Origin of the sequence: Anaerosoma tenue (assembly GCF_023161965.1) — a bacterium.
In the GTDB taxonomy this organism is placed as follows: domain Bacteria; phylum Actinomycetota; class Coriobacteriia; order Anaerosomatales; family Anaerosomataceae; genus Anaerosoma; species Anaerosoma tenue.
Genome location: NZ_JALNTY010000002.1, coordinates 1 through 20,300 on the forward strand (window position 1 = coordinate 1; position 20,300 = coordinate 20,300).

The 20,300-nt window shown below is 65.6% G+C and carries 24 protein-coding genes and 1 pseudogene; 6 read left to right on the forward strand and 19 right to left on the reverse strand.

The annotated features are described in order from the left end of the window. Positions 1-435 (reverse strand): annotated as a pseudogene (locus MSB02_RS04915) (cytochrome b/b6 domain-containing protein); the annotation flags it as partial. 203 nt (positions 436-638) lie between these two features. Between MSB02_RS04915 and MSB02_RS04920 the strand changes: the two are divergent. From MSB02_RS04920 to MSB02_RS04930, 3 genes are all read left to right on the forward strand, one after another. After that, positions 639-1,997, forward strand: a complete 1,359-nt coding sequence (locus tag MSB02_RS04920) for a Fic family protein (protein ID WP_267194123.1) — start codon at positions 639-641, stop codon at positions 1,995-1,997. A 76-nt stretch (positions 1,998-2,073) separates the two neighbouring features. Further along, positions 2,074-2,634 carry a nucleotidyltransferase domain-containing protein gene (locus tag MSB02_RS04925; protein WP_267194124.1) on the forward strand — a complete coding sequence of 187 codons (561 nt, stop codon included), beginning with the start codon at positions 2,074-2,076 and terminating at the stop codon, positions 2,632-2,634. Further along, positions 2,618-3,001, forward strand: a complete 384-nt coding sequence (locus MSB02_RS04930; protein WP_267194125.1) for a HepT-like ribonuclease domain-containing protein — start codon at positions 2,618-2,620, stop codon at positions 2,999-3,001. Before MSB02_RS04925 ends, MSB02_RS04930 begins: the two co-directional genes overlap by 17 nt. Before the next feature lie 8 nt (positions 3,002-3,009). Here the strand turns inward: MSB02_RS04930 and oraE are convergent, their stop codons facing one another. From oraE to MSB02_RS04970, 8 genes are all read right to left on the reverse strand, one after another. Continuing rightward, positions 3,010-5,370 carry a D-ornithine 4,5-aminomutase subunit OraE gene (oraE, locus tag MSB02_RS04935; RefSeq protein ID WP_267194126.1) on the reverse strand — a complete coding sequence of 787 codons (2,361 nt, stop codon included), beginning with the start codon at positions 5,368-5,370 and terminating at the stop codon, positions 3,010-3,012. Beyond that, complete coding sequence (locus tag MSB02_RS04940; protein WP_267194127.1) at positions 5,331-5,693, reverse strand: ornithine aminomutase subunit alpha; 363 nt, start codon at positions 5,691-5,693, stop codon at positions 5,331-5,333. Before MSB02_RS04940 ends, oraE begins: the two co-directional genes overlap by 40 nt. A gap of 75 nt (positions 5,694-5,768) precedes the next feature. Beyond that, positions 5,769-5,969: a thioredoxin domain-containing protein gene (locus MSB02_RS04945; protein ID WP_267194128.1), complete on the reverse strand. Its 201-nt coding sequence runs from the start codon at positions 5,967-5,969 to the stop codon at positions 5,769-5,771. 39 nt (positions 5,970-6,008) lie between these two features. After that, positions 6,009-6,296: a hypothetical protein gene (locus MSB02_RS04950; RefSeq protein ID WP_267194129.1), complete on the reverse strand. Its 288-nt coding sequence runs from the start codon at positions 6,294-6,296 to the stop codon at positions 6,009-6,011. Further along, the gene (locus tag MSB02_RS04955) at positions 6,283-6,525 is read right to left on the reverse strand and encodes a thioredoxin family protein (protein WP_267194130.1); all 243 of its coding nucleotides are present in this window, start codon (positions 6,523-6,525) and stop codon (positions 6,283-6,285) included. Before MSB02_RS04955 ends, MSB02_RS04950 begins: the two co-directional genes overlap by 14 nt. 33 nt (positions 6,526-6,558) lie before the next feature. Continuing rightward, a complete protein-coding gene (locus MSB02_RS04960; protein ID WP_267194131.1) occupies positions 6,559-6,879 on the reverse strand; it encodes an ArsR/SmtB family transcription factor in 321 nt (106 codons plus the stop codon). Further along, complete coding sequence (locus MSB02_RS04965) at positions 6,863-7,117, reverse strand: hypothetical protein (RefSeq protein ID WP_267194132.1); 255 nt, start codon at positions 7,115-7,117, stop codon at positions 6,863-6,865. Before MSB02_RS04965 ends, MSB02_RS04960 begins: the two co-directional genes overlap by 17 nt. Before the next feature lie 69 nt (positions 7,118-7,186). Further along, positions 7,187-7,735: a DUF2703 domain-containing protein gene (locus MSB02_RS04970; protein WP_267194133.1), complete on the reverse strand. Its 549-nt coding sequence runs from the start codon at positions 7,733-7,735 to the stop codon at positions 7,187-7,189. Between the two features lie 133 nt (positions 7,736-7,868). Between MSB02_RS04970 and MSB02_RS04975 the strand changes: the two genes are divergently transcribed. From MSB02_RS04975 to MSB02_RS04985, 3 genes are all read left to right on the forward strand, one after another. Next, positions 7,869-8,885 carry a permease gene (locus tag MSB02_RS04975; RefSeq protein ID WP_267194134.1) on the forward strand — a complete coding sequence of 339 codons (1,017 nt, stop codon included), beginning with the start codon at positions 7,869-7,871 and terminating at the stop codon, positions 8,883-8,885. Between the two features lie 78 nt (positions 8,886-8,963). Next, a complete protein-coding gene (locus MSB02_RS04980; protein WP_267194135.1) occupies positions 8,964-9,257 on the forward strand; it encodes a type II toxin-antitoxin system HicB family antitoxin in 294 nt (97 codons plus the stop codon). Further along, the gene (locus MSB02_RS04985) at positions 9,254-9,670 is read left to right on the forward strand and encodes a type II toxin-antitoxin system VapC family toxin (RefSeq protein WP_267194136.1); all 417 of its coding nucleotides are present in this window, start codon (positions 9,254-9,256) and stop codon (positions 9,668-9,670) included. Before MSB02_RS04980 ends, MSB02_RS04985 begins: the two co-directional genes overlap by 4 nt. Positions 9,671-9,711: 41 nt before the next feature. On the opposite strand, the gene MSB02_RS04990 is transcribed toward MSB02_RS04985, so the two are convergent. The 10 genes from MSB02_RS04990 to MSB02_RS05035 all read right to left on the reverse strand — a co-directional run bounded on the left by MSB02_RS04990 (position 9,712) and on the right by MSB02_RS05035 (position 20,236). After that, positions 9,712-10,110, reverse strand: coding sequence for a hypothetical protein (locus MSB02_RS04990; RefSeq protein ID WP_267194137.1), 399 nt, complete (start codon positions 10,108-10,110; stop codon positions 9,712-9,714). 267 nt (positions 10,111-10,377) lie between these two features. Then, positions 10,378-11,790, reverse strand: a complete 1,413-nt coding sequence (gene ortB / locus MSB02_RS04995; protein WP_267194138.1) for a 2-amino-4-oxopentanoate thiolase subunit OrtB — start codon at positions 11,788-11,790, stop codon at positions 10,378-10,380. A gap of 1 nt (position 11,791) precedes the next feature. Further along, entirely contained in the window at positions 11,792-12,130 is a 339-nt protein-coding gene (ortA, locus tag MSB02_RS05000) for a 2-amino-4-oxopentanoate thiolase subunit OrtA (RefSeq protein ID WP_267194139.1), read from the reverse strand. 10 nt (positions 12,131-12,140) lie between these two features. Beyond that, positions 12,141-13,151, reverse strand: a complete 1,011-nt coding sequence (gene ord / locus MSB02_RS05005) for a 2,4-diaminopentanoate dehydrogenase (protein WP_267194140.1) — start codon at positions 13,149-13,151, stop codon at positions 12,141-12,143. Positions 13,152-13,246: 95 nt separating this feature from the next. Further along, complete coding sequence (locus tag MSB02_RS05010) at positions 13,247-14,854, reverse strand: hypothetical protein (protein ID WP_267194141.1); 1,608 nt, start codon at positions 14,852-14,854, stop codon at positions 13,247-13,249. 125 nt (positions 14,855-14,979) lie between these two features. After that, positions 14,980-15,747 (reverse strand): ABC transporter ATP-binding protein, encoded by a 768-nt coding sequence (locus MSB02_RS05015; protein ID WP_407653149.1) that lies wholly within the window; start codon positions 15,745-15,747, stop codon positions 14,980-14,982. After that, the gene (locus MSB02_RS05020) at positions 15,677-16,465 is read right to left on the reverse strand and encodes an ABC transporter ATP-binding protein (protein ID WP_267194143.1); all 789 of its coding nucleotides are present in this window, start codon (positions 16,463-16,465) and stop codon (positions 15,677-15,679) included. The genes MSB02_RS05015 and MSB02_RS05020 overlap by 71 nt, the downstream gene beginning before the upstream one ends. Before the next feature lie 2 nt (positions 16,466-16,467). Further along, on the reverse strand, positions 16,468-17,613 hold the full coding sequence (locus MSB02_RS05025) for a branched-chain amino acid ABC transporter permease (RefSeq protein WP_267194144.1): 1,146 nt from the start codon (positions 17,611-17,613) through the stop codon (positions 16,468-16,470). 3 nt (positions 17,614-17,616) lie between these two features. Continuing rightward, positions 17,617-18,837 (reverse strand): branched-chain amino acid ABC transporter permease, encoded by a 1,221-nt coding sequence (locus MSB02_RS05030; RefSeq protein ID WP_267194145.1) that lies wholly within the window; start codon positions 18,835-18,837, stop codon positions 17,617-17,619. 172 nt (positions 18,838-19,009) lie between these two features. After that, on the reverse strand, positions 19,010-20,236 hold the full coding sequence (locus MSB02_RS05035) for a branched-chain amino acid ABC transporter substrate-binding protein (protein ID WP_267194146.1): 1,227 nt from the start codon (positions 20,234-20,236) through the stop codon (positions 19,010-19,012). Between the last annotated feature and the right edge of the window lie 64 nt (positions 20,237-20,300).

The following is a 20,300-nucleotide window of genomic DNA, read 5'->3' on the forward strand; positions in this document are numbered from 1 at the left end:
AGGCGGGAAGGTGAACTTCTTGAACCCGAGCAAGAGGCCGTAGTGGCGCTTGGTGTAGTCCACGGCGTTCTTCGTGGGCAGGTGCTCGCGGAACCGCTTGGCCGCCATGAGCGTGTTGGCGCCGTAGTAGAAGGTGCCGAACAGGAACATCACCACGAAGGCGAAGTGGACGTTCATCCACGTCCAGACCCCTTCGCCGCCTGAGACGAGCGCCGGTGTGAAGAACAGCCCGAGCGCGATGCCGCTGATGAGCAGCATCATCGTGCCCACGCCGTGCGTCCAGTGCGTGATCCGCGCCGGGACGTCGTGGCGGAGCACACGCTCGCCTTCTATCACCGGATCCCTGCGTCTGCTGAGCCCGGCGGCGAGCACGCCGGCGAACGGCGCCAGCCACACCAACCAGGTAGCAGAATCGAACCACAGCGTCTCAGCCATGGCCTCACCCCTTTCCCCATATCCCCTCATGCCTGACACTCCACCTGCCGGGGTGGTACGCTGTGCCGGTCGTCAACTCTCCACCTACCGGGATGGATAATCCATATTGTGAAGGCGGTTAGTGCATTGTCAATTCCCCAATAATGGATAACTATTGGCCGGAGGATAGTGACAGTGGCCCGGATGCCCCCCAGGGAGTGACAGTGACCTCAGACGAACCACGCAGGGAGCGCCCACTGGCAGCATCGGACGTCGAGCGCATCATCGCGGTCGTCTCGCGCAACGACGTGCGCCATGCGCTTCTCCGCTCCACCGCCACGCCCGTACCGATGGAATCCCTCAGCGACCTTCCGCTGCCCGAGGGGCTCACCCACGAGCAGACGCTCGACCTTCTCACCGCTCTGCAGCGGCTTGCCGCGATCTACTCGCCGATACCTGACCGCGAAGGACGTATGCACTGGTTCGTGCAGACCCACCGGATCAGGCGGTCGCTCAGCACGATCGACCAGCACTGCACCACCTACTCACAGCTCTACGAACGTGTGATCAGCAGATCAGGCGCACGCTTCGTGGTGCAGTCGAACGTCGACGAGACCGTCGCGACCGCGCGGCTCGATGGCGTTGATGTGGACTACGAGACCGCCAAAGACCTCCTGCTCATGCGTCGACAGCCCCGAACGATCGAGGAGCGGCTGGTGGTCAACCACTACCGCCTCTCCGAGGAGCTCCAGGGGCTCGTGGACAGGCCCTGGACGCTCGCGACGCTGATCGACCTCTACGGCCAGCTCACCTACGGAATCCCCTCGCACCTCACCAGGACGCCCAGCGGTGTGGACAGGAGCACCGAAGACGCAGTGGTGCGCGGGCTGTGCTCCTACGCCAACGCCGCGCACCTGCAGAGCTGCACCCATCCTGCCGTCGTCGCTCTGATCATCCGCGCCGTCACGGCCTACTGGGACCTCTTCCCCGCATGGAACGGAATGATGTCGCGTATCCTGTTCCGCTTCGCGGCGCTCAAGACCGGATATCCCGTGCTCGGCTATCTGCCCATCTCGCGCTCGGAGCTGATGCTTCAGGAGGCCGCGGGGCCGCGGCCGACCGCCGCTGTCCCGGGACCCCCCGTGCTCGATTCCTGGCAGGAGACCAACTCCACGCCGTGGCTGGACACCCAGCTCAGTCTCGTGGTGCATGCGCTGCACCAGCTTGGCTCCCGAATGGAGCGCGCCGCCGCCATCGACGAAGCCGTACAGCGCGAGTTGCGCGAGGACGAGACGCTCAACCACCGGCAGCGCTCGATCATCGGTCGGGCGCTCCGTATCCCCGACGCCACGTTCCGCATCGGCTACCACCGCAGCACCCACGGTATCGGCTACGCGACGGCCCACCGCGATTTCGCAGAGCTCGTGGACAAGGGGTATCTGACCGAGTCGTTCGAAGGGCGCATGAAGGTCTTCCGTGCCGGCCCGGAGCTCGAACACCGCGTGGGTGCTCTCCAGGACGTCGGGCGCGAAGAGGACCATGAGATCCCCTTGCCGCCCGAGTTCGGCCTCGGCGGGCAGTGACAGGTCGCATCTGCCGGATCACACCTTTCACAACCTGTGCGTTGTATCAACTACTTCTGTGTTGTACCATCGCTCCATGACACGACCGCTCGACATCGGCCCCGCCCTGATCGCCGCCCGCCATGCGGCGGGCATGCCGCAGCGCGAACTCGGCAGCGCCATCGGCGTGGCACAGCAGCAGATCGCGCGCTGGGAGACCTCGGGCTACCGAAATGCGTCGCTCGAGCGGGTGGACGCCGTTGCCGAGGCGTTGGGGTATGCGGCCGCGAAACTGCCGATTGCCGCCGAGGCACAGGCAACCTACGCGGTCAGCGCTCTCACGCCCGCGGTCACACCGGTCCATGACCTCGGCGAGATCGCGGCTCGAGTCCGCGCGCACGGGCGGGAGCTGAGGGAGCGCTTCGGCATCGTGCGCATCGGTGTCTTCGGCAGTTTCGCGTACGGAGAGCAGACCGACACGAGCGATGTGGACCTGCTAGTGGAGATGCCCAGGCCGGGAGGGTTCCTCTTCGTGGAGGCGGCGCAGTACATAGAGGATCTGCTCGGCAGAGATGTAGACTTCATCGAACCACACGCCCTGCACCCGCGGATGCACGATCGCGTTCTCCGGGAGGCAGTCTATGTCTGGTCCGCGTGACGAGTCGATCATCCTCGAGAGCCTGGTCGACGCCGCCAGTCGCCTCATCGACCTTGGCCGTGACGTGCCGCGTGATCACATCGGTGACGACCGCGACGATCGTGAGCGCATCCTCTGGAACCTCGTGGTCCTGGGTGAGTCATCCAAGCGGCTCTCGATCAAGGTACGAAGCCGCTTCGCGGATGTGCCTTGGAGCGAGATGGCCCGCACACGCGACGTCGTGGCGCACCATTATGATGGCATCATCTGGCCCCGCGTAGCCGAGATCATCCAGGACCGACTACCGTCGCTCCTGCCGCAACTGGCCTCGATTCGCGACACGGTGCGCGCCGAATTCGACGCGGCCGAAGCCGCGCGCGACCGGTAGCGCGTCAACTACATCCCACGCGCGCGCATAGTCTTCACGATGAAGCTCGCCACATCGAGACCCTTGGTCTTTCGGCCGAACCCTGCGTCCATCCCGCTCTCACGGGCGATCTCGTCGGTCACCTGCGTGCCGCCCGAGATGAACAAGAGCCTGTCACGCACGCCCTTCTCCTCGGCGAGCGCGGAGAGCTTGCGCATCATCTCGCGATGCACGTCGGCGTGGGTGATGATCGTTGAGATGAGCACCACGCTCGCCGCGTGCTCGATGGCGGCGTCGAGCACCTTGTCGATCGGCACGCTCGTGCCCAGGTAGGTCACGGAAAAGCCCCATTTCTCAAGGCCACCGTGCTTGATGTCGATGATCTCGCGCATACCCACCGAGTGCTCGTCGTTGCCCACGGTGGCGGCCACGCAGCGCAGATTCCGCTCGTGCACGAAGTCGCGGATCTCCTCGTCGGTCAGCACGTCCGGCGGCTCCGGGATCACGAGCGTCGTGGGGTCGATCGCCACGGCGAGCCGGCCCTTCAGCTCGATGAGCGTGCCCTCGGCAGGATGCATCACGCGCTTGTGGATGACCTCGCAGTCGGTGAGGTTCATCGCCGAGCCGAGCTCAAGGGCCGCCGCCTCCGCCACCTGTTCGCCGGCGGGCAGGAACATCGTGACCACGACCACGCCGTCGCCCGACCACTCCACCTCGGGGGCGATAAGGTCCTTGCTGCGGGCTTCTGCGGTCTGCATAAGCCGCGTGGCCGCGTTGTCTTCGGGGTCGAGCTCGTCGATGAACGGCACCTTGGTGTCGTCGCAGAGCGTACACCCGCCCACCACCGCACAGGGTGCGTCTGCCGGATCGGCGCCGTACTCCGCCAGCAGCTCGAGGTGGTTGTGGCCGAAGTGGTGACAGACCGGCGCGAGGTAGTCGTCCGCGCGCGGGACGATCGAACCCGCGGCAACACCACCCTGACTGTCACGGCCGATGCCGTCATCGTTGGTCTCGGGATACTCGCCGCTGTCCACGAAGTACGCCTTCTCCACGCCCGCGAAGTAGCCGCCGTCCTCGAGCATCGCCTCGAGGAAGAGCACCGCCCGCTCCTTGATCTCGCGGACGCGCGCCTTGAGCTCCGGCGACTCGCGGTCGATACGCACCATCTCGCGCAGACCGTCCATGCCCACCAGCGACTGCTTGGCGGTGTCCACTGCTGCCACGTTGTTGTAGTGCCACGGGACGTTCCGGCCCTCGTCGGGGGTTATCGTGGATTGGATATCCGCCGAGGTGAGCCGGGACACGAGCAGGTTCATCACGTGGCTGACTGTTGCGTCCCGGCCGTCGCTCTCCATATACCGGGTGTTCTGCTGCGCCCGCATCTTGAAGCGGCCGAAGAGATCCCGGAGCGCGACCGCATACGGGAGATCCATGCGCATGCACGGCGCCGGCGCCGCGTCCGGCGGCACGGTGGAGAGTGCGATATGGTCAGCCGGCATGCCCACCGTCTCCGAGAACGCGCAGTTGATGGCATGCTGCACCAGAAGCTCGGGCATCACCTTCCACGCCTTGATCGCCGTGGCGTTCGCGTTGTGCGCGCCGTCGATCTGCAGGATGCCCGCCGCTGCCATCACCTGCTTGGCCACAGCGGCGTCCACGAACGACCGGTACATGTTGATGTTGCGGTAGAGCACGTTGTACTGCGGGTCCTGGTGAGCGCCGTTCACGCCCTCCTCGGCGAACATCACCGCGATCTCCGGACCGGCCACGCCGCTCACGTACGAGTGGAAGTTGATGGGGCGTCCGACCTCGTCCTCGATCAGGTCGAGCGCGCGTCGCGACAGGCGCACCTGCTTGCGTGTGACGGCGATGCCTCCCACGCCCTCCGGCGTGCCCTCGATGAGGCCGTCCATGTGGCTCTGTCCGGCGGTGCGGATCACCATGATATGGTCGGCGCCATGCCAGGCGGCCATGCGCATACGGCGGATGTCGTCTTCAGGGCGGCCCGAGGCGATCTCTGTCGTTATCACGCAGTCGGGCTGCGGATCGATCTCCTCGAAGTAGTGGGCCGCCGGAAGCGGCACGCTGCGTTTCACCGGCTCGGAGGTCTCGTGGTAGGTGAACTCATAGGCGCGCTGATCGGGCACCTGCCTGCGCCACGTCCAGCCACGGCGCCGGGGCCGGTATCCCTTAAGGCCCTTGAGCAGCGCCTCTACGTCGAGCTTCTCGCACGGGTCTAGCGGCGGGTCGGCAAGCGGACCACCGAAGCAGGGGCCGGATGTCCGCTTGCCGGGTCCCGCACTATCGGATGGAGATGCCGGCGGACGGTCCGGCGCGCCCGGGTGAACGCTCATCGCACGCCACCCCATCTCGCCTGAGCGATCTCCCATCCTTCTCCTCTGGCGAGCCGGGCCGCCGCTTCCGGCGCCCCCACCCCCCATTCGCGCATGGCCACGAGCACAACGTGTCCCGCCCCGTGCCCGAGCAACCCGCGCGTCTCACATTCGGCAACCACGGCCTTGCAGGTAAGGGAATCGATGCCCATGCGCATGAGCACGCTTCGCTCGATCGATGGGGAGGTGTGGGTGCGGGCGAGTTCCACGAGCGGATCGACACACCGCTGTGCGAGATCCCAGAAGCGCTGCTCGAGCGCTTGGTCGGACAGCTCCTCCAGATGCTTCCGAGACTCCGCGAACGTGTCCTCGCGCGCCATGCAACCCCTCCCCGTCCGACGTATGCATTCGGCATCGGCCCTGATGCAAGAATAGCCGTGTTGGTCGGGTCTTCGCTACTCCACGTTCGCGTCGAGCTTGGCCCGGAGCTGCGTCTCGTCCAACGGGCCGACGTATGTCTCGATGACATCACCCGCGCCGGACACGAAGACGGATGTGGGGATGTACCGCGTTTGATACCGGTCGAGCACCGGAGCTGCTAAGGGATCGGTGGTGAGAGCGTCCACGTAGACCACCCGGCCGACGTACTCGGGCATCACCCTCGCGGCGACCGCCGCGATCTCGATACACGAGGCTCAAGTGTCCGAGTGGATGAGCACGTAGGCGGGAGTGCCGGATGCGAGAGCGTCCTCGAGTGCCGCAGCGGGATCTCCCGCATCGATCTGCCCGGGAGCAGGCCCGGGGTCGCCGGAGGCGCCACCGCTCAGCAGGTAGACGAGCACGGCAACGAGCGCGAGAGAGAGCAGTGCGAGCGACGCCACCGCCAAACGCCCGCCCGGCGCGCCGCCCGCTGCATCGTCGCCCGATGGAACCTCACTGCGTTCGTGCGCGCCGGTGCCGCTCCCCACGCTAAGCGCCCGCACGCTCGAGGATCGATTTCACCTCGGCCATCTTGGGGAGCCTCCCCGCAAGCCGTACCTCGCCGTCAACCACGAGGCCCGGCGTGGACATGATCCCGTACTCCATGATGTCGGTGAGTTCGGTCACCTTCACCACCGTGGCGTCCAGACTCATCTCATCCACGGCCTCCCGGACCACCTTCTCCAGCTGCTTGCACTTAGCGCATCCGGTACCGAGGATCTTGATCTCCATGTGTGATCCCGCCTCTCCGGCCTTCAGGGCCTGTCAGAATCCTTCAATCGCCGCAGCCACGGCGGCGAGCACGTCGCGTTGAACCGTGTAGTAAACCCATGTGCCATCCTTGCGCGCGGTCACCAGACCGGCGTCTTTCAAGGCCGACATGTGATGCGACACGGTAGATGCCGCCAGGCCAAGATGCTCCGACAGCTTGCAGGCGCAGACCTCGTCCGTGGCGCAGCAGGTCTTGCCCTCTTCCGACGTCCGCTGCAGCAGGAAGCGCACGATCTCACGACGCTGAGCTGAGGCGAGCGCCTTGAGCGCGGCGTCAAGCCGATCCTCAGAGAGCCGCTCAGCAGCAGCCTGCATGATCTCCTCCTCCGAGGACCGCTTGCACCACCGCATCAAGATCGACGCCAGCGTGGCATACGACCTCGCTATCCACCATCACCATGGGAAACGACGTCTGCTCCGCGATCAGCAGGTCGACCACACGCGTGCGCTCAGCCGCTGGCAAAGCGTAGACGTCGCAGTCGGTCACGCGCCCGGGCAGACCTTGTGCCGCGAGCGCGGCCTCGAGGGCATGGACACGCCACGCCGTGGGCATGTCTCAAGCGGAACCCTCGGGCCCCACGAACTCGACCTCCGAACCGGGGTCGCACATCAGGTCGCCGCCTCAACCACATCCCGGGCCGGTGACGAGCGTGACCGTGGGCGGAGCAGGCGTGCAGCACGTCGAGGCGGGATCGGCAGGTCTCGACGAAGCCTCCGCAGCGCGATCTTCGCGCGAGGACAGCGAGGAGAGGCCCGCCGATCCCGCCTCGCCTGCGAGCCCTGCGGCGGCCATGATGGCGTCGAAGACCACGTCACGGCCCACGGCCTCGGTCCGTACGCCGCCGACCTCGATCTCGCGGCAGCAGACCGATTCCCCGACCAGATCGCTGCATGACGGACAGTCGCTCATCATGCTCACGCCGCCGAGCCACTCCTCGGCCGGACGTCCGTTCACCAGCACCCGGTTGGAGTCGTCGAGACGGCCGGAGGTCAACTCGCACTCAAGATAGTCGATCACCGCCACCGACGAGGGCAGCGCGGCTCGCGCGTCGGAAACGGCCGCACGCACGGCATCGTGAGTGTCCCCGCAACGGTCACAGGTGTTCCCGTCGACGGTGAGATAGTCGAACTCCACGACGATGCGCGCCGGTCCGCTGCAGCAACCACTCATCTGTGTACCTCTCCGATTCGACAAGCATCCGGACGATGCCTATACTTCGATACTTGTCGAAGCATACGACGTACACGTCGGCACGGCAAGACGTGAAGCGCGACGGGTAACGGACTGGGAAGAAGAGGAGCGCATGGACCTGATCACCGGTGTGTTCGCGTGGATGAACGATCAGCTTCTCAAGATGGTGTGGCTGAACGACCTCGTAGGTGCGTTCGTGTCCGACGTCCTGGGTCTCCCGCTGGGTGAGCGTCTCGGCGCCAGCATCCAGTTCTTCCTGTACGACACGGTCAAGATCTTCGTGCTGCTCTCGGCGCTCATCTTCGCCATCTCGTACGTACAGAGTTACTTCCCGCCCGAGCGTACGAAGCGGATCCTCGGGCGCTTCAACGGGATCTGGGGCAACGTCCTCGGCGCGCTGCTCGGCACCATCACGCCGTTCTGCTCCTGCTCCTCCATCCCGTTGTTCATCGGCTTCACCTCGGCCGGTCTCCCGCTCGGGGTCACCTTCTCGTTCCTGATCTCGTCCCCGCTCGTCGACCTGGCCTCGGTCATCCTGCTCGCCAGCATCTTCAACTGGCGGATCGCGATCGCCTACGTGGTGGTGGGACTCGTATTGGCGGTCGCGGGTGGCTCGATCATCAGTGCCCTCAAGCTCGAGCGCTACGTCGAGCCATTCGTCTACGGCACCCATCTTGCCGACGCCGACCTGCCCGAGATGACCCGGCGCGACCGCATCGCGTTCGCGTGGCAGGCGGTGGCCGACATCGTGAAGCGTGTGTGGCCCTACGTTCTGGCCGGCGTAGGTATCGGAGCGGTGATCCACGGCTGGATACCCGAGACGTGGGTCTCTGCCGTGCTCGGTACGGCCAACCCGTTCTCGCCGGTGATCGCCACGATCGTGGGCGTGCCGATGTACGCCGACATCTTCGGAACGCTGCCGATAGCCGAGGCGCTGGTGGCCAAGGGCGTGGGCCTCGGCACCGTGCTCGCCTTCATGATGGCGGTCACGGCGCTCTCGCTGCCCTCGCTCGTGATGCTCAAGAAGGTCGTGAAGACGCCGCTGCTTGCCACTTTCTTCGGCCTCGTAGTCACCGGCATCCTGATCATCGGCTACGGCTTCAATGCGGTCGGCGCCTGGTTCGTCTAGCAGCCGCCGTTGACGCGTGTCAGGGGGCGCAGATACACTTCTGGTGTATCCATCTGGTGTATCTGCGAGGTGATCGGCATGGCGGTCTACAAGGTGAACGTGTCACTGCCTGAAGAGCTGGTGAGCGAGATTGATGAGGCCGCCGGCGACCTTGGAATGAGCCGCAGCGGTTTCATCGCCGAAGCGAGTTCCCGCTATGTCTCTGACATCAAGAACCTGTCAACCGAGGAGCGTCGAAGCAAGGACATACAGCGGGCGCTCGCCGGCTTCGCGCGCATCGGGTCGAAGCTGACAGAACGGGATATCCAGGACCTGATCGACCACACCCGCCGGGACAGGGAGCGCGACACACCCGGGGGGTGGCGACGGTGAGCGGAGCGATCGTCGTCGATTCCTCCATTGCATTCAAGTGGCTGTCCGCCCTCGGCGAGAACCGCGTCGACCTCGCGGTCGATCTGCTGCACCGGCACCTGACTGGCGAGACGATACTCATCGCGCCCGCCAGTCTGCCCTGGGAGGTGGCAAACGCCCTCAGATGGAAGAGGCGTATTCCATCCTCGGAGGTCATCGAGCTAATCGGTCATCTCGAAGCGATCCAGATCCACCTGATGGATGTGACCTACTCGCGCGTGCGGTCGGCTGCCGAACTCGCGTACAGCCATGGCCTCAGTGTCTATGATGCGCTCTTCCTCGACCTCGCCACGGAATTCGATTGCCCGCTCGTGACGGCGGACTACCGCGCCTTCGCCGACGTTGATACCTCGGTGGAGATTCGGCTTCTGTAGACGGCCTTCGCTCACGGCTCCCGCAACCCGGCGATCGACGCCTACTCCCCCGCCGGCCCGTCGTCCCCGCGCGGAACCGCTACCAGGGGGCCCTCCTTGAGAGCCGACACGTCCGGCATCGATGTGCCGGCCTGTGGGCACGGCGGGTACGGCTCACCCTTCTCGATGCGGAACGTGCCATCGCCCTGATAGATGCGCACCTCCCGATCCTGGTTCCACGGCGCCCGGTGGTTGAGCGGCATGTACGCGTAGCCGTGCTTCCTCGCCTTCCCCATCTGCTCGACCGTGACAACGTGGACACGGTCGCCGCACTTGAGGCACTCGTAGAAGTAGTCCTGATCATCGTGTGCGAGCACCCATGCGTGCCCGCCGTGCTGGATCGCGTCACGAAAACGCGTGACGTCGCCCCTCCCGTCCCTCTTCCCGTGCTTCGTGCCCATCACGGCACCGCCCTTCCGATCGGGCGGGGCGGCGCAAGATGCGACGCGAGCCGGCCCTCTGTCCGGGCCAGCTCGCCTGACCCACGCTTTAGCTGCACTTGTACCGCGCCCGCAAGCTGTAGCTTCAAATCGGCGCTTCTCGCTTGGATCACCCTCATGAGGCTGTCTGCCCCTGCGGGACAGACCCTGTCTCGACCTCCGTGCCGAGTGTGTCACATGGCTATGACATCGTCGCTGTCTCTCCCGGACCCATGCTCTCGGACACCTCTACCCCGCACGCAACTCGGCTATCGCCTCCTCGACCGCCACCGGTGTGGTGTTGGTGTCCTCGGCAAGGAAGACGATGTCGCCAGGAGTGGGTTCGTATCCTTCGGGGGCATGCCTGAGAGCGTTGCGGATGTACGATCGCCGCATCCGCACCAGGTCGAGGTCCTTGGCGCGTATCTGCTCCGGGCGCTCGGGTATCACGATCGCCGTGCCCGGCACGTTGTCGGCCGGATCGCCCTTCCGCACCTCCACGCCCTGCTCGCGCGCGAACGCCAGTTGCGACCAGTGATGCTTCCCGGCGCCGGTGTACTCCGTCTCCTGCACCACCACCGTCGCGTCACGCGGCAGCTCGCGCGCCAGCGACATCGCTGCCGCCATCGCAGTGTTGCCGCTCGGCCCACGCTCCAGCCCTTCGAGCTTGGAGAGCGCCTCGGTCACATAGAAGACCTCGCCCTGGGTGACGGTGAGATAGCGGTCCATGTAGCGGAGCGACCGCGCAGCGTTGCGGGGCACGTCGGAGCGGTCGGGCCAGGTCGCGAACGGCACCCCAAAGCCCGTATGCCCGGTGGTGAAGCTCTTGCGATTGAAGTCGGTGTCGCTGGCCATGTGGAGTCCCGAGAGGTCCACCGACGCGCTCACGACCTGGGTGTCGTGCGCGCCCATCCTGCGCAGTCCGCGCGCCGTGCCGGTGGTGTTGCCGCCGCCGGCGTGTGTGACGACCACATGCGTGGGCGGCGCGCCGGTGAGCCCGATCATCTCCTCGGCCAACTCGGCGCCGAGCGACTCGATCCCCGACACCCCGAAGGGCGAGTACAGCGACGCCGAGAGGAATCCCGTCTCATCGAGCAACTCGAGCATGTGGAAGAAGAGCTCCGGACCCACCGTCATCTGGACGACCTCGGCGCCGAACGCCTCGCAGATGCGCGACTTCTCAACGATCTCGGGCTGTCCGATGTGCCGCGAATCGAAGGCCTCCTGGCAGATGATGCACTTCAGCCCCGCCCGGGCCGCCTGGCTGGCCACGGCGGCGCCATAGTTGCCCGAGGTGGCTGCGATGACCCCCGGGAATCCCTTCTCGGCTGCCACATGGATGCTCATGCTTGCCCTGCGGTCCTTGAACGAGCCCGCCATGTTGGCCGCCTCGTCCTTCACGAAGATCCGCGCCCCATGGCCGGGCTCTGCGTACGACCGCACGAGGTCGGTCATGTTGCGTAGCTCCAGGAGCGGCGTGAGACCCACGCCCGCCGCGCGCTGGATCCCGCGGATGTCCTCCAGCGTATAGCCGTGGGCCGACATCATGCCTTCGTAGTCGAAGGCGATCGGGCTCCGCTCGAACTCGGCGTAGTCCATGCCGAGGGCACGCTTCATGATCTCGCCCTTGCGGGCCATGACCTGCTCGTAGCGGGTGGGCATCTCACTCACCCGCTTCCGGGTCCGCGAGCGCACGGTACTCGGCCACCCTGGCGCGGGCGTCACGGCCGATGGCCACGATCTCCGCCGGAGGAGTGCCGAAGGTGTGGGTGTACCCCGGCTCGATCTCCGAGAGGTGTCCGCGCACCACGCGGCCCGCCATCGTCTCCACATCCACCTCGTCGCCGATGAACGCGGGGCCGCGGGCGAACCCTTTCACCCACGCCCGCAGCGGCTGAGCGGCGGTGTCATCCGGAATCCCGGCCGCGCGCTGGCCCGGCTCAAGGAGCACGTACTCCACTTCCACCCAGTCATCGGCATCGCATCGGATCGCGTCGCCCATCTCGCACTCCCTATTCGCTCGGCGTCCAGAACCGCGGGATCGGAAGATCGGTCACTGTGAGTATGCCCGCCGGCGCGTCGACGATCAGTGGGATGTAGTTGCCCGTCGACGCGTACGTACCCTTGCCGCCGGGGATCTCGGGCTTGTTCGACATGTGCACCTCCGGGTCCCCGACGATGCGGATGTAGTCGCCCGTCTCCACTCCCTCGAGCTCGGGATGTATCTGCTGCGGGTGCACGAGCTCGATCTTGAGCTCGCCGTTGCTGTAGCCCCGCCCGATGTGACGGCAGCCGCACACGTCGCCGGGAGCGACCTTCACGTGCGGAGTCTCCCGCGGCACCGATGTGACGATCGGCTCGCGCGTCTCAACGACCTCGTCGATCTCCCAGCCGAGCGCATCGGCGATGAGCCCGATGGACTCGGGGAACCCGATATGGCCGACGATCGTGCCGTCGGCGACGCCCCGCTCGAACTCCTCCACGGTGGTGCCCACGCCCTGGCTCTGCATGACGGTGGGGCCGAACGGCGAGAGGTCGTTCACGCGCTCGGCCTCGATGCGATCGATCCGCAGGCAGATGGAGCTCCACGCCACGACGAGGGCGTCCAGGATGAAACCGGGATTGATACCGGTGCCGAGGATGGAGACATCGTGCTCCATCGCGAGCTCCTCGAAGCTATCCGCCCAGTCGGCATCGCTCGCCCACGGGTACGCCAGCTTCTCGGCGATACAGAGGACGTTCGCCCCGGCTTTCACGCACGCCTCGACCTGGTCGGAGACCTCGTGGAGGTTGCTTTGCGTGCAGATGCAGACCACGTCCGGCTCCTTGGCCAGCACGGACTGGGCATCGGTCGTCATGCACACGTCACAGGTCCGGCCGAGCAGCTCCCCCACGGGTCTGCCTTCTTTGGCCGGGTTGGTGACGATCGCCCCGACCAGCTCCACATCGTTGGGACGGTCAAGGATGAAGCCGAGCAGCCCCTGTCCCATCATGCCGGTGCCCCACACCGCGACCTTGATCATCGAGACTCCTCCCGTGACTATGCGAAAAGGACGTATCGCTATGCACTAACGATACCCTGACCGCCCCGCGGGAGGAACTCCGGTGCCGCCCCGTGTCACATCCCGGACAACACCGGGGCCGTAAGGTCCGCCGCCGATGGGATCGGGAACGGTGTTGCCGACGTCTCCTCGCCCGGGTCCACGAAGATGTGACAGCTCGTGCACTCCACCTGCGTGAAGTCGGGACCGGGGTGGCAGCGCAGGCAGTACTGGTTCAGCCACGGCCGCTCCTCGTGCACCCCGATCGCGGGGTGCGTGAAGTGGACCTCCGACCAGGTGGTGGGTCGATGGCAATCGAGACACGCGGTGGGACCCACGTGCGGGATGTCGGCGATGTGGCAACTCTCGCAGGCGCGCGGAGCGTCGTCGCTGAAGCGCAGCGTCGGGTGGCAGAGCGTGCAGGGCCGCTCCGAGTGGGCCGTGCCGAGCTTGATCTCCCCCGGATGCTCCTCGAGGATGATCGCCGACCAGCGCGAGGGCGTGTGACACATCTCGCAGTCGTTGTACTGCACTCCGTGCGGACCGTCATGACAGCTGTCGCACGTGCCCGAGCCGTCCCCGATGTTGACCGCGTACTTGTAGTTGGGGTGGCACGCATTGCAGCTCAAGTCACCGTGGATGCCCACGAGCTCGAACCTCGTTGCGTGCACGAAGGTCGACGGCTTGAACCCGGCGGTCGTATGGCAGTCCTGGCACGCCGTCAGCCCGCCGTGCGCCGTTCCGTGGCACCCCGTGCACACGGTCGGTGTCCCATCGTAGACGCCCTGCGGGTGGCACGCCTGACAATCGAGCTTGGTGTGACCGCCGGTGATCCTGAAGTAGGAATCGTGGTCGAACGTCGAGGGGACGAAGCCGAACGGCGTGTGGCAGTCCTCGCACCTCGTAAGGTTCGTGTGAGCAACGGTATGGCAGCCGAGACAGACCGTAGGCGTACCGGCGAAGGTGTTGTTCTTGTGGCAGTCGGCGCAGTCGGCCTGCGTATGCCTGCCTTCGAGCTTGAAGAAGAGCGAGTGGTCGAAGCCGGGAAGCGGCTCCCACCCGCGTGACGGCTCGTGACAGTCCTCGCAGTTCGTGAGTCCGCCATGGTTGACCCCGTGACAGTCCACGCATCCGCGATCCGGCGCGCCGGGGTCCACACCCGCGGTGTGGCACTCGAAGCACGAGACGCCTTCGTGGCCACCCTCAAGGGAGAGGTGTCCTTCCGGGACCGCCCGCTGGAGCGACCACGCCACCGCCGTGTGACACGGAGCGCATGCAACCGCACCTACACCGTGCGGTGAACGGGCGGCGTGGCACGTCTCGCAGTCGGGTGATATCGGTTCCTCACCCTCGGTATGGCAGCGCTCGCAACCGATGATGGCGTGGAAGGAGACGTTGAAGTCGGGGTTGTCGTGCGTGTAGTGCGTCACGAGCCACGACGACGTGGTGTGACACGACTCGCATGCGTCGTCGTTGTACGGCGCTTCGTGAGCGTAGTCGTGCTGTGGAGCCTTGCATGAGGTGCACGGCTGCGACCCCACTGCGGGGTGCTCCTGAGCCTCGGCAGACCCGGGCTGGTAGTGCGCGTACTGCACCACGACGAGGCCCGCCACGATGGCGAGCAGCGCCACCAGGATCAGAACCCCTGCAACGGCGGACGTGCGCTTCCTGGCCTGTGGTGTCATCGACCCTGCCGATCCATGTGCGAGAACCGCGCCCGACACCGGCTGGCATACGAGCGTGCATGCATACGACCACAGGCTGTATGGTACGCGAAATCAGGGGCGTTTGCAGGGGGCGCGCAGCGGTACTATCCGCCGAGGTATGCCCGCTTCAGTTCGGGGTTCTCAAGAAGCTCGGCTGCGGTGCCCTCGGTGAAGAGCCGCCCGCCCTGCAACACGTAACCGCGGTCGGCGATGGACAGAGCGGCGTTCGCGTTCTGCTCCACCACGAAGACCGCCACACCCTGCTCGTTCACCTGCTGGATGAGCTCGAAGTTCTGATCCACGAGCGCGGGCGACAGGCCCATCGACGGCTCGTCCATGCAGATGAGCTTGGGTCGGCTCATCAAGGCCCGGCCGAACGCGACCATCTGCTGCTCACCACCGGAGAGCGTGCCTGCGCGCTGCTTGCGCCGCTCGGCGAGCTTGGGGAAGTACTCGTAGACACGCTCGAGGTCCTCGGCGATGCCTGAAACGTCGTTGCGCGTGTACGCCCCCATCTCCAGGTTCTCCACCACGGTGAGGTGCGGGAACAGCCGACGGTTCTCGGGTACGGTCGCGATGCCGCGCTTGATCCGCTCGGCGGTCCTGAGGTTGTTGATGACCTCCCCCTCCCAGAGCACCTGCCCCTTGGTGGGCTTCACGATGCCGAGGATGGTCTTCATGGTGGTCGACTTGCCTGAGGCGTTGCCGCCGAGCAGGCACACGATCTCACCCGGATACACGGTGTAGTTCACGCCCTTGAGGATCTGGATACGTCCGTAGAAGGTCTGGACGTCCCGGAACTCAAGCAGTGGCGTCTGCTGCTCGCTTGCCAAGATAGGCCTCCACAACCTGGGGGTCGTTGGCGACTTCATCGTAGGTGCCCTCGGCGATCTTCACGCCGTGGTCCATCGCGATGACCCGGTCGGACACACCCTCCACCACATGCATGTCATGCTCGATCATGAGGATCGTATAGCCCTTCTCCCGGAGCAGCTTGATCTGCTCCATCACCTCGTGCGATTCGGCGGGGTTCATGCCTGCCACCGGCTCGTCGAGGAGCAGTAGCGCGGGGTCAGAGGCCAGCGCGCGCGCGATCTCGAGCCGACGGCGGTTCGCGTACGAGAGCGAGTACGCCGGCTGCGACTGACGGGGACCCGAGAAACGCCCGGGGAACATGTCGAGGATCTCCCGCGCCTTCTCGCGCATCGCCCGCTCCTCACGGCGCACGTTGGGGAGGCGCAGCATCGATGCGACGACACCGCCGCTGGTGACGGAGTGCATGCCCACCAGCACGTTCTCCATCACGCTCATGTTGGTGAAGAGCCTCAGCGACTGGAAGGTCCGCGAGATGCCTTTGTCGTGCACCACGTCGGCGCGCAGCCCGGCGACGCTCTCCCCTTTGAGGAGGATGTCGCCCGAGTGCGGCTCATAGAGACCGCTGATGAGGTTGAACGTGGTGGTCTTGCCGGAGCCGTTGGGCCCGATGATCGAGACGATCTCGTTCTCCTCGACGGTGAACGACAGTGTGTCGACGGCCTTGAGTCCGCCGAACGACATGGACACATCCTGCAGTTCGAGTACGCTGCCCATGCCTACACCTCCAGGTCCTTCTCGCCCTCTTCGAGGTCGAAGAGGGATTGCCGTGTCCGTTCCAGTTCGCGCGGATCCACTTCATGCGACTCACGCCGGAAGATCTTGTCGGGGATGAGTCCCTCGGGCCTGAAGATGACCATCACCACGATGAGGATGCCGTAGATGAGCATCCGGTAGACCTCGAAATCGCTCCGTGCGGCGCCAGCGGCCTGCCGGATGATCTGCGGAAGCGCCTGCAGCACGATCGCGCCGATGATCACGCCGGGGATCGAGCCCATGCCGCCGAGGACGACCATGCAGACAACGATGACCGACTGCATGAAGAGGAACGACTCGGGGCTGATGACGTTGCTGTAGTAGGCGAAGAGCGAGCCGGCGAACCCGGCGATACCGGCCGAGAGCACCACAGCGAGCATCTTGGCGCGCGAGGCGGTGATACCTGCCGAGACGGCGGCCAGCTCGTCTTCCCGGAGAGCGTTCCACGCACGCCCGATCCGCGAGTTCTTGAGGTTGGTGAGCAGCACCGCCAGCACGATCACGCACACCAGCACGAGGTAGTAGTACTCCACAGGCTTGTCGATCACGAGCCAGGCGGCGAGCCCCTCGGCGCCACGATCGGCCGAGGAGGACAGCGCGGGCGGATAGATGCCCGTGATGCCGTTGGGGCCGTTGGTGAGCGGCACCAGGTTGGTGATCGTGAGCCGCACGATCTCGCCGAAGGCCAACGTCACGATGGCGAGATAGTCACCGCGCAGGCGGAGCGTGGGCACACTGATCAAGAACCCTGCCACCATGGCGACCACCGCGCTCAGGGCGAGGACAGCCAGGAACGGCCACTGGAGGCCGAACTTGGGCGACGAGAGCAGCGCTGTCGTGTAGGCGCCGAACGCGAAGAACGCGATATAGCCGAGGTTGAGGAGCCCGGTCTCCCCCATCACGATATTGAGACCGAGCGACAGCATCACGAAGATCAGCGAGATCACGCCCACTCGCAGCCATGCCGTCTCCACGAGTCCCGCCACGTTCAGCAGCGGGAAGACCCCCGCGATCACGATCGCCAGCGCCCACCAGACCCAGCCGGGCAACCTGGAGAGCGCGTCATGAAGGCCCGACCTGCCATCCCGTGTCATCGTCTTGGCGGTCATCGGCTACACCTTCTCCGTGATTGCTTCGCCGAGGATGCCCGACGGCCGGAACATGAGGATGACCATGAGCACCGCGAACGCGATCACCGGCTGCCATCGTGTGTCGATGCGCACCGAGGCGTTCATGAACATATACGCTGCCACAGCGGCCAGGAACACGTTGCCCATCATGAGCCGCATGGCGTGGGCGGCCGACACCGAGAGAAGCGCGTCCGTGCGCTCCGCCATGAGGACGCGCACGCCATAGTACGGCGTGAAGCGGTACACGTTCACGATGCTCTGCTCGTACTCAGGCGTACGGCGGTCCGGAGAGATGTGCCCGACCCGCTGGCGCGGCACACGCACCATCTGCACGTAGAGGCCGAGCACCAGGCCGGCCAGCACGAACCACGCGAGGAAGCCGAGGTCGACGCTCACGCCGTAGGTCTCGGTCATGCCGAGCACGATCGCGCCCACGACCGCCCCGGGGATGTTTCCGATGCCGCCGAGCACGGCAGCGGTGAACGCCTTGAGCCCGTAGAGGAAGCCCGCGTCGTACTTGAGCGAACCGTAGTACATCACCACGAGGAGACCACCGATACCTGCGAGTGCGGAGCCCACGAGGAACGTGAACGCGATGGTCCGGTTGGTATCGATGCCCATCATCTCAGCGGCTTCCATGTCCTGAGACGTCGCCCGCATCGCCTTGCCGATACGGGTGGACTTCACCAGGTACGTGAGGCCCACCATCAGCAGCGCCGAGACCGCGATGATCACCAGAGCGAGCACGCGGACCCTCACGCCGAAAAGCCCCACAGACGCAGAGGACAGCTCAAGTGTGGGGATGGTCACCGGCTTGGAGCCGAAGATGAGGATGATCAACTGCTGAAGAACGATCGAGACACCGATGGCCGAAAGAAGCGGGATGATCCGCGAGCGCCCTCTCAGCGGCCGGTATGCGATGCGCTCGATCAGGAAGCCGAGCACCATGGGAACCAGGACGGCGACCGCGAGAGCAGCCACCAGAGCGCCGGCAAGCATCAGCGGCGAACTGTCCGCATCGACACCGACGGCGAGCAGTGTGAACGCCGCCACATAGCCGCCCACGGTGAACACCTCGCCATGGGCGAAGTTGATGAATTTCAGCACGCCATAGACCATCGTGTAGCCGAGCGCGATCAGCGCGTAGATCATGCCTACGGTGAGACCGCCTATGGTCACGCTTACGATGTGATCAAGGCTCACGCGGTGCTCCTTGCCAGTGAGATGTGCCGCCCTGCCCTGTGCCGTGCATTCTGCACTATTCACACGGTCCGTGCATCAATGCACGCCGACTTCTTCGAGAAGCTCCGGGCTTACGCGGAGGGCGTAGGAGACTTCCTACGCCCTCCGGTCACTCATACGATCCGTAGCAGTACTACTGGGCGGAGACCCAGTTACCCGCCTCGACCTTGTACCGCGGAACGTTCGACGGGGTCAGACCCTCGACCACGATGTCGCCCTTGGCGACTGCCCCGCTCGCCTCGGTGGCAAACCCGAACGTACCGGTGACGCCCTCATAGGTGAGGCCCTGGAGCGCCGCGATGACGTCCTCGGTGTCGGTGGAGCCCGCCTGCTTGATAGCGGCGATCAGCGCGCCGAACGCGTCGTAGTTGTTCTGCGCGTACGGGCCGACTTCCTCGCCGTACGCCGCTGTGTACTTCTCGGCGAACGCAGCGTAACCAGGCTGCTGGTCCTCGGGGAAGCCGCCGAAGGTGGCGAGGCAACCCTCGGCGTTCTCTTCGCCACCCGACTCGGCCACGAACTCGGCCGAACGGATGCCGTCGCCGCCCATGAAGATCACGTCACCAAGACCGGCCTCGACCATCTGCTTCCGCATGAGGCCCGCCTCCGGGTGGTACCCGGTGAAGATGATAGCGTCGGGAGCGAACTCCTTGACGTTGGCCACCTGCGCCGACAGGTCCTTGTCGCCCGACTGGCAGTTCTGGCGCAGCGTCTCCACGCCCTCGGCCTTGAGCGTGGCCTCGGCCACGTCGGCAAGACCCACGGCGTACGCGCCGTTATCGTCCATCAGCACGACCTTCTCGGCGCCAAGCTCCATGGCCCAGACCGCGAGGGCTTCGCCCTGGATGGCGTCGTTCCAGCAGGTGCGATAGAACGTGTCGGTACCGGTCTCGTTGGCCGCAGGCCCGGTGACCGAACCGCTGATCTGCGGGATCCGGTTCTCGTAGTAGATCGGGATCGCCGAAAGCGTGGCGCCCGTGGTAAGGCTGCCGATCACGCCCACGACGCCCTCGTCGACCATCGTCTGCGCTACGACAGCCGACTCGGCAGGCTCGGCCTTGTCGTCAAGGATGACGAGCTCGACCTCATAGGTGGTGCCGTCCATCTCGAAGGTGCCGAAGTCCTCGAGCGCGAGCTCGACGCCGTTCTTCGCCGCAGCGCCGTAGTCCGGCAGCGGCCCGGTAAGCGCGGTCTGGACGCCGACCTTGATCGTCTCGACCTCTCCGCCGGTGGTGGTGTCCTGCCCGCCGTCGCCGTCGCCCTCATCCTCGGCAGCACAGCCTGAAAGGCTGAACATGCTGAGCGCGAGAGCGGCCGTGAGCAGCAGCGCAAGCGCCTTGCGTGTCCGCTCATGCCACATGACGTACCCCCTTGCCTATCGAGATAGCACCGCTATCTGGTTGGTTGGGGGATTGTAACGCTTT

Coding starts and splice junctions, on each gene's coding strand:
- MSB02_RS04925 (WP_267194124.1), top strand. CDS start 2,074: ATGACACGACCGCTCGACATCGGCCCCGCCCTGATCGCCGCCCGCCAT.
- MSB02_RS04930 (WP_267194125.1), top strand. CDS start 2,618: ATGTCTGGTCCGCGTGACGAGTCGATCATCCTCGAGAGCCTGGTCGAC.
- oraE (WP_267194126.1), bottom strand. CDS start 5,370: ATGGGAGATCGCTCAGGCGAGATGGGGTGGCGTGCGATGAGCGTTCAC.
- MSB02_RS04940 (WP_267194127.1), bottom strand. CDS start 5,693: ATGGCGCGCGAGGACACGTTCGCGGAGTCTCGGAAGCATCTGGAGGAG.
- MSB02_RS04945 (WP_267194128.1), bottom strand. CDS start 5,969: ATGCCCGAGTACGTCGGCCGGGTGGTCTACGTGGACGCTCTCACCACC.
- MSB02_RS04955 (WP_267194130.1), bottom strand. CDS start 6,525: ATGGAGATCAAGATCCTCGGTACCGGATGCGCTAAGTGCAAGCAGCTG.
- MSB02_RS04960 (WP_267194131.1), bottom strand. CDS start 6,879: ATGCAGGCTGCTGCTGAGCGGCTCTCTGAGGATCGGCTTGACGCCGCG.
- MSB02_RS04965 (WP_267194132.1), bottom strand. CDS start 7,117: ATGCCCACGGCGTGGCGTGTCCATGCCCTCGAGGCCGCGCTCGCGGCA.
- MSB02_RS04970 (WP_267194133.1), bottom strand. CDS start 7,735: ATGAGTGGTTGCTGCAGCGGACCGGCGCGCATCGTCGTGGAGTTCGAC.
- MSB02_RS04975 (WP_267194134.1), top strand. CDS start 7,869: ATGGACCTGATCACCGGTGTGTTCGCGTGGATGAACGATCAGCTTCTC.
- MSB02_RS04980 (WP_267194135.1), top strand. CDS start 8,964: ATGGCGGTCTACAAGGTGAACGTGTCACTGCCTGAAGAGCTGGTGAGC.
- MSB02_RS04990 (WP_267194137.1), bottom strand. CDS start 10,110: ATGGGCACGAAGCACGGGAAGAGGGACGGGAGGGGCGACGTCACGCGT.
- ortB (WP_267194138.1), bottom strand. CDS start 11,790: ATGCCCACCCGCTACGAGCAGGTCATGGCCCGCAAGGGCGAGATCATG.
- ortA (WP_267194139.1), bottom strand. CDS start 12,130: ATGGGCGACGCGATCCGATGCGATGCCGATGACTGGGTGGAAGTGGAG.
- ord (WP_267194140.1), bottom strand. CDS start 13,151: ATGATCAAGGTCGCGGTGTGGGGCACCGGCATGATGGGACAGGGGCTG.
- MSB02_RS05010 (WP_267194141.1), bottom strand. CDS start 14,854: ATGACACCACAGGCCAGGAAGCGCACGTCCGCCGTTGCAGGGGTTCTG.
- MSB02_RS05015 (WP_407653149.1), bottom strand. CDS start 15,747: ATGAAGTCGCCAACGACCCCCAGGTTGTGGAGGCCTATCTTGGCAAGC.
- MSB02_RS05020 (WP_267194143.1), bottom strand. CDS start 16,465: ATGGGCAGCGTACTCGAACTGCAGGATGTGTCCATGTCGTTCGGCGGA.
- MSB02_RS05025 (WP_267194144.1), bottom strand. CDS start 17,613: ATGACCGCCAAGACGATGACACGGGATGGCAGGTCGGGCCTTCATGAC.
- MSB02_RS05035 (WP_267194146.1), bottom strand. CDS start 20,236: ATGTGGCATGAGCGGACACGCAAGGCGCTTGCGCTGCTGCTCACGGCC.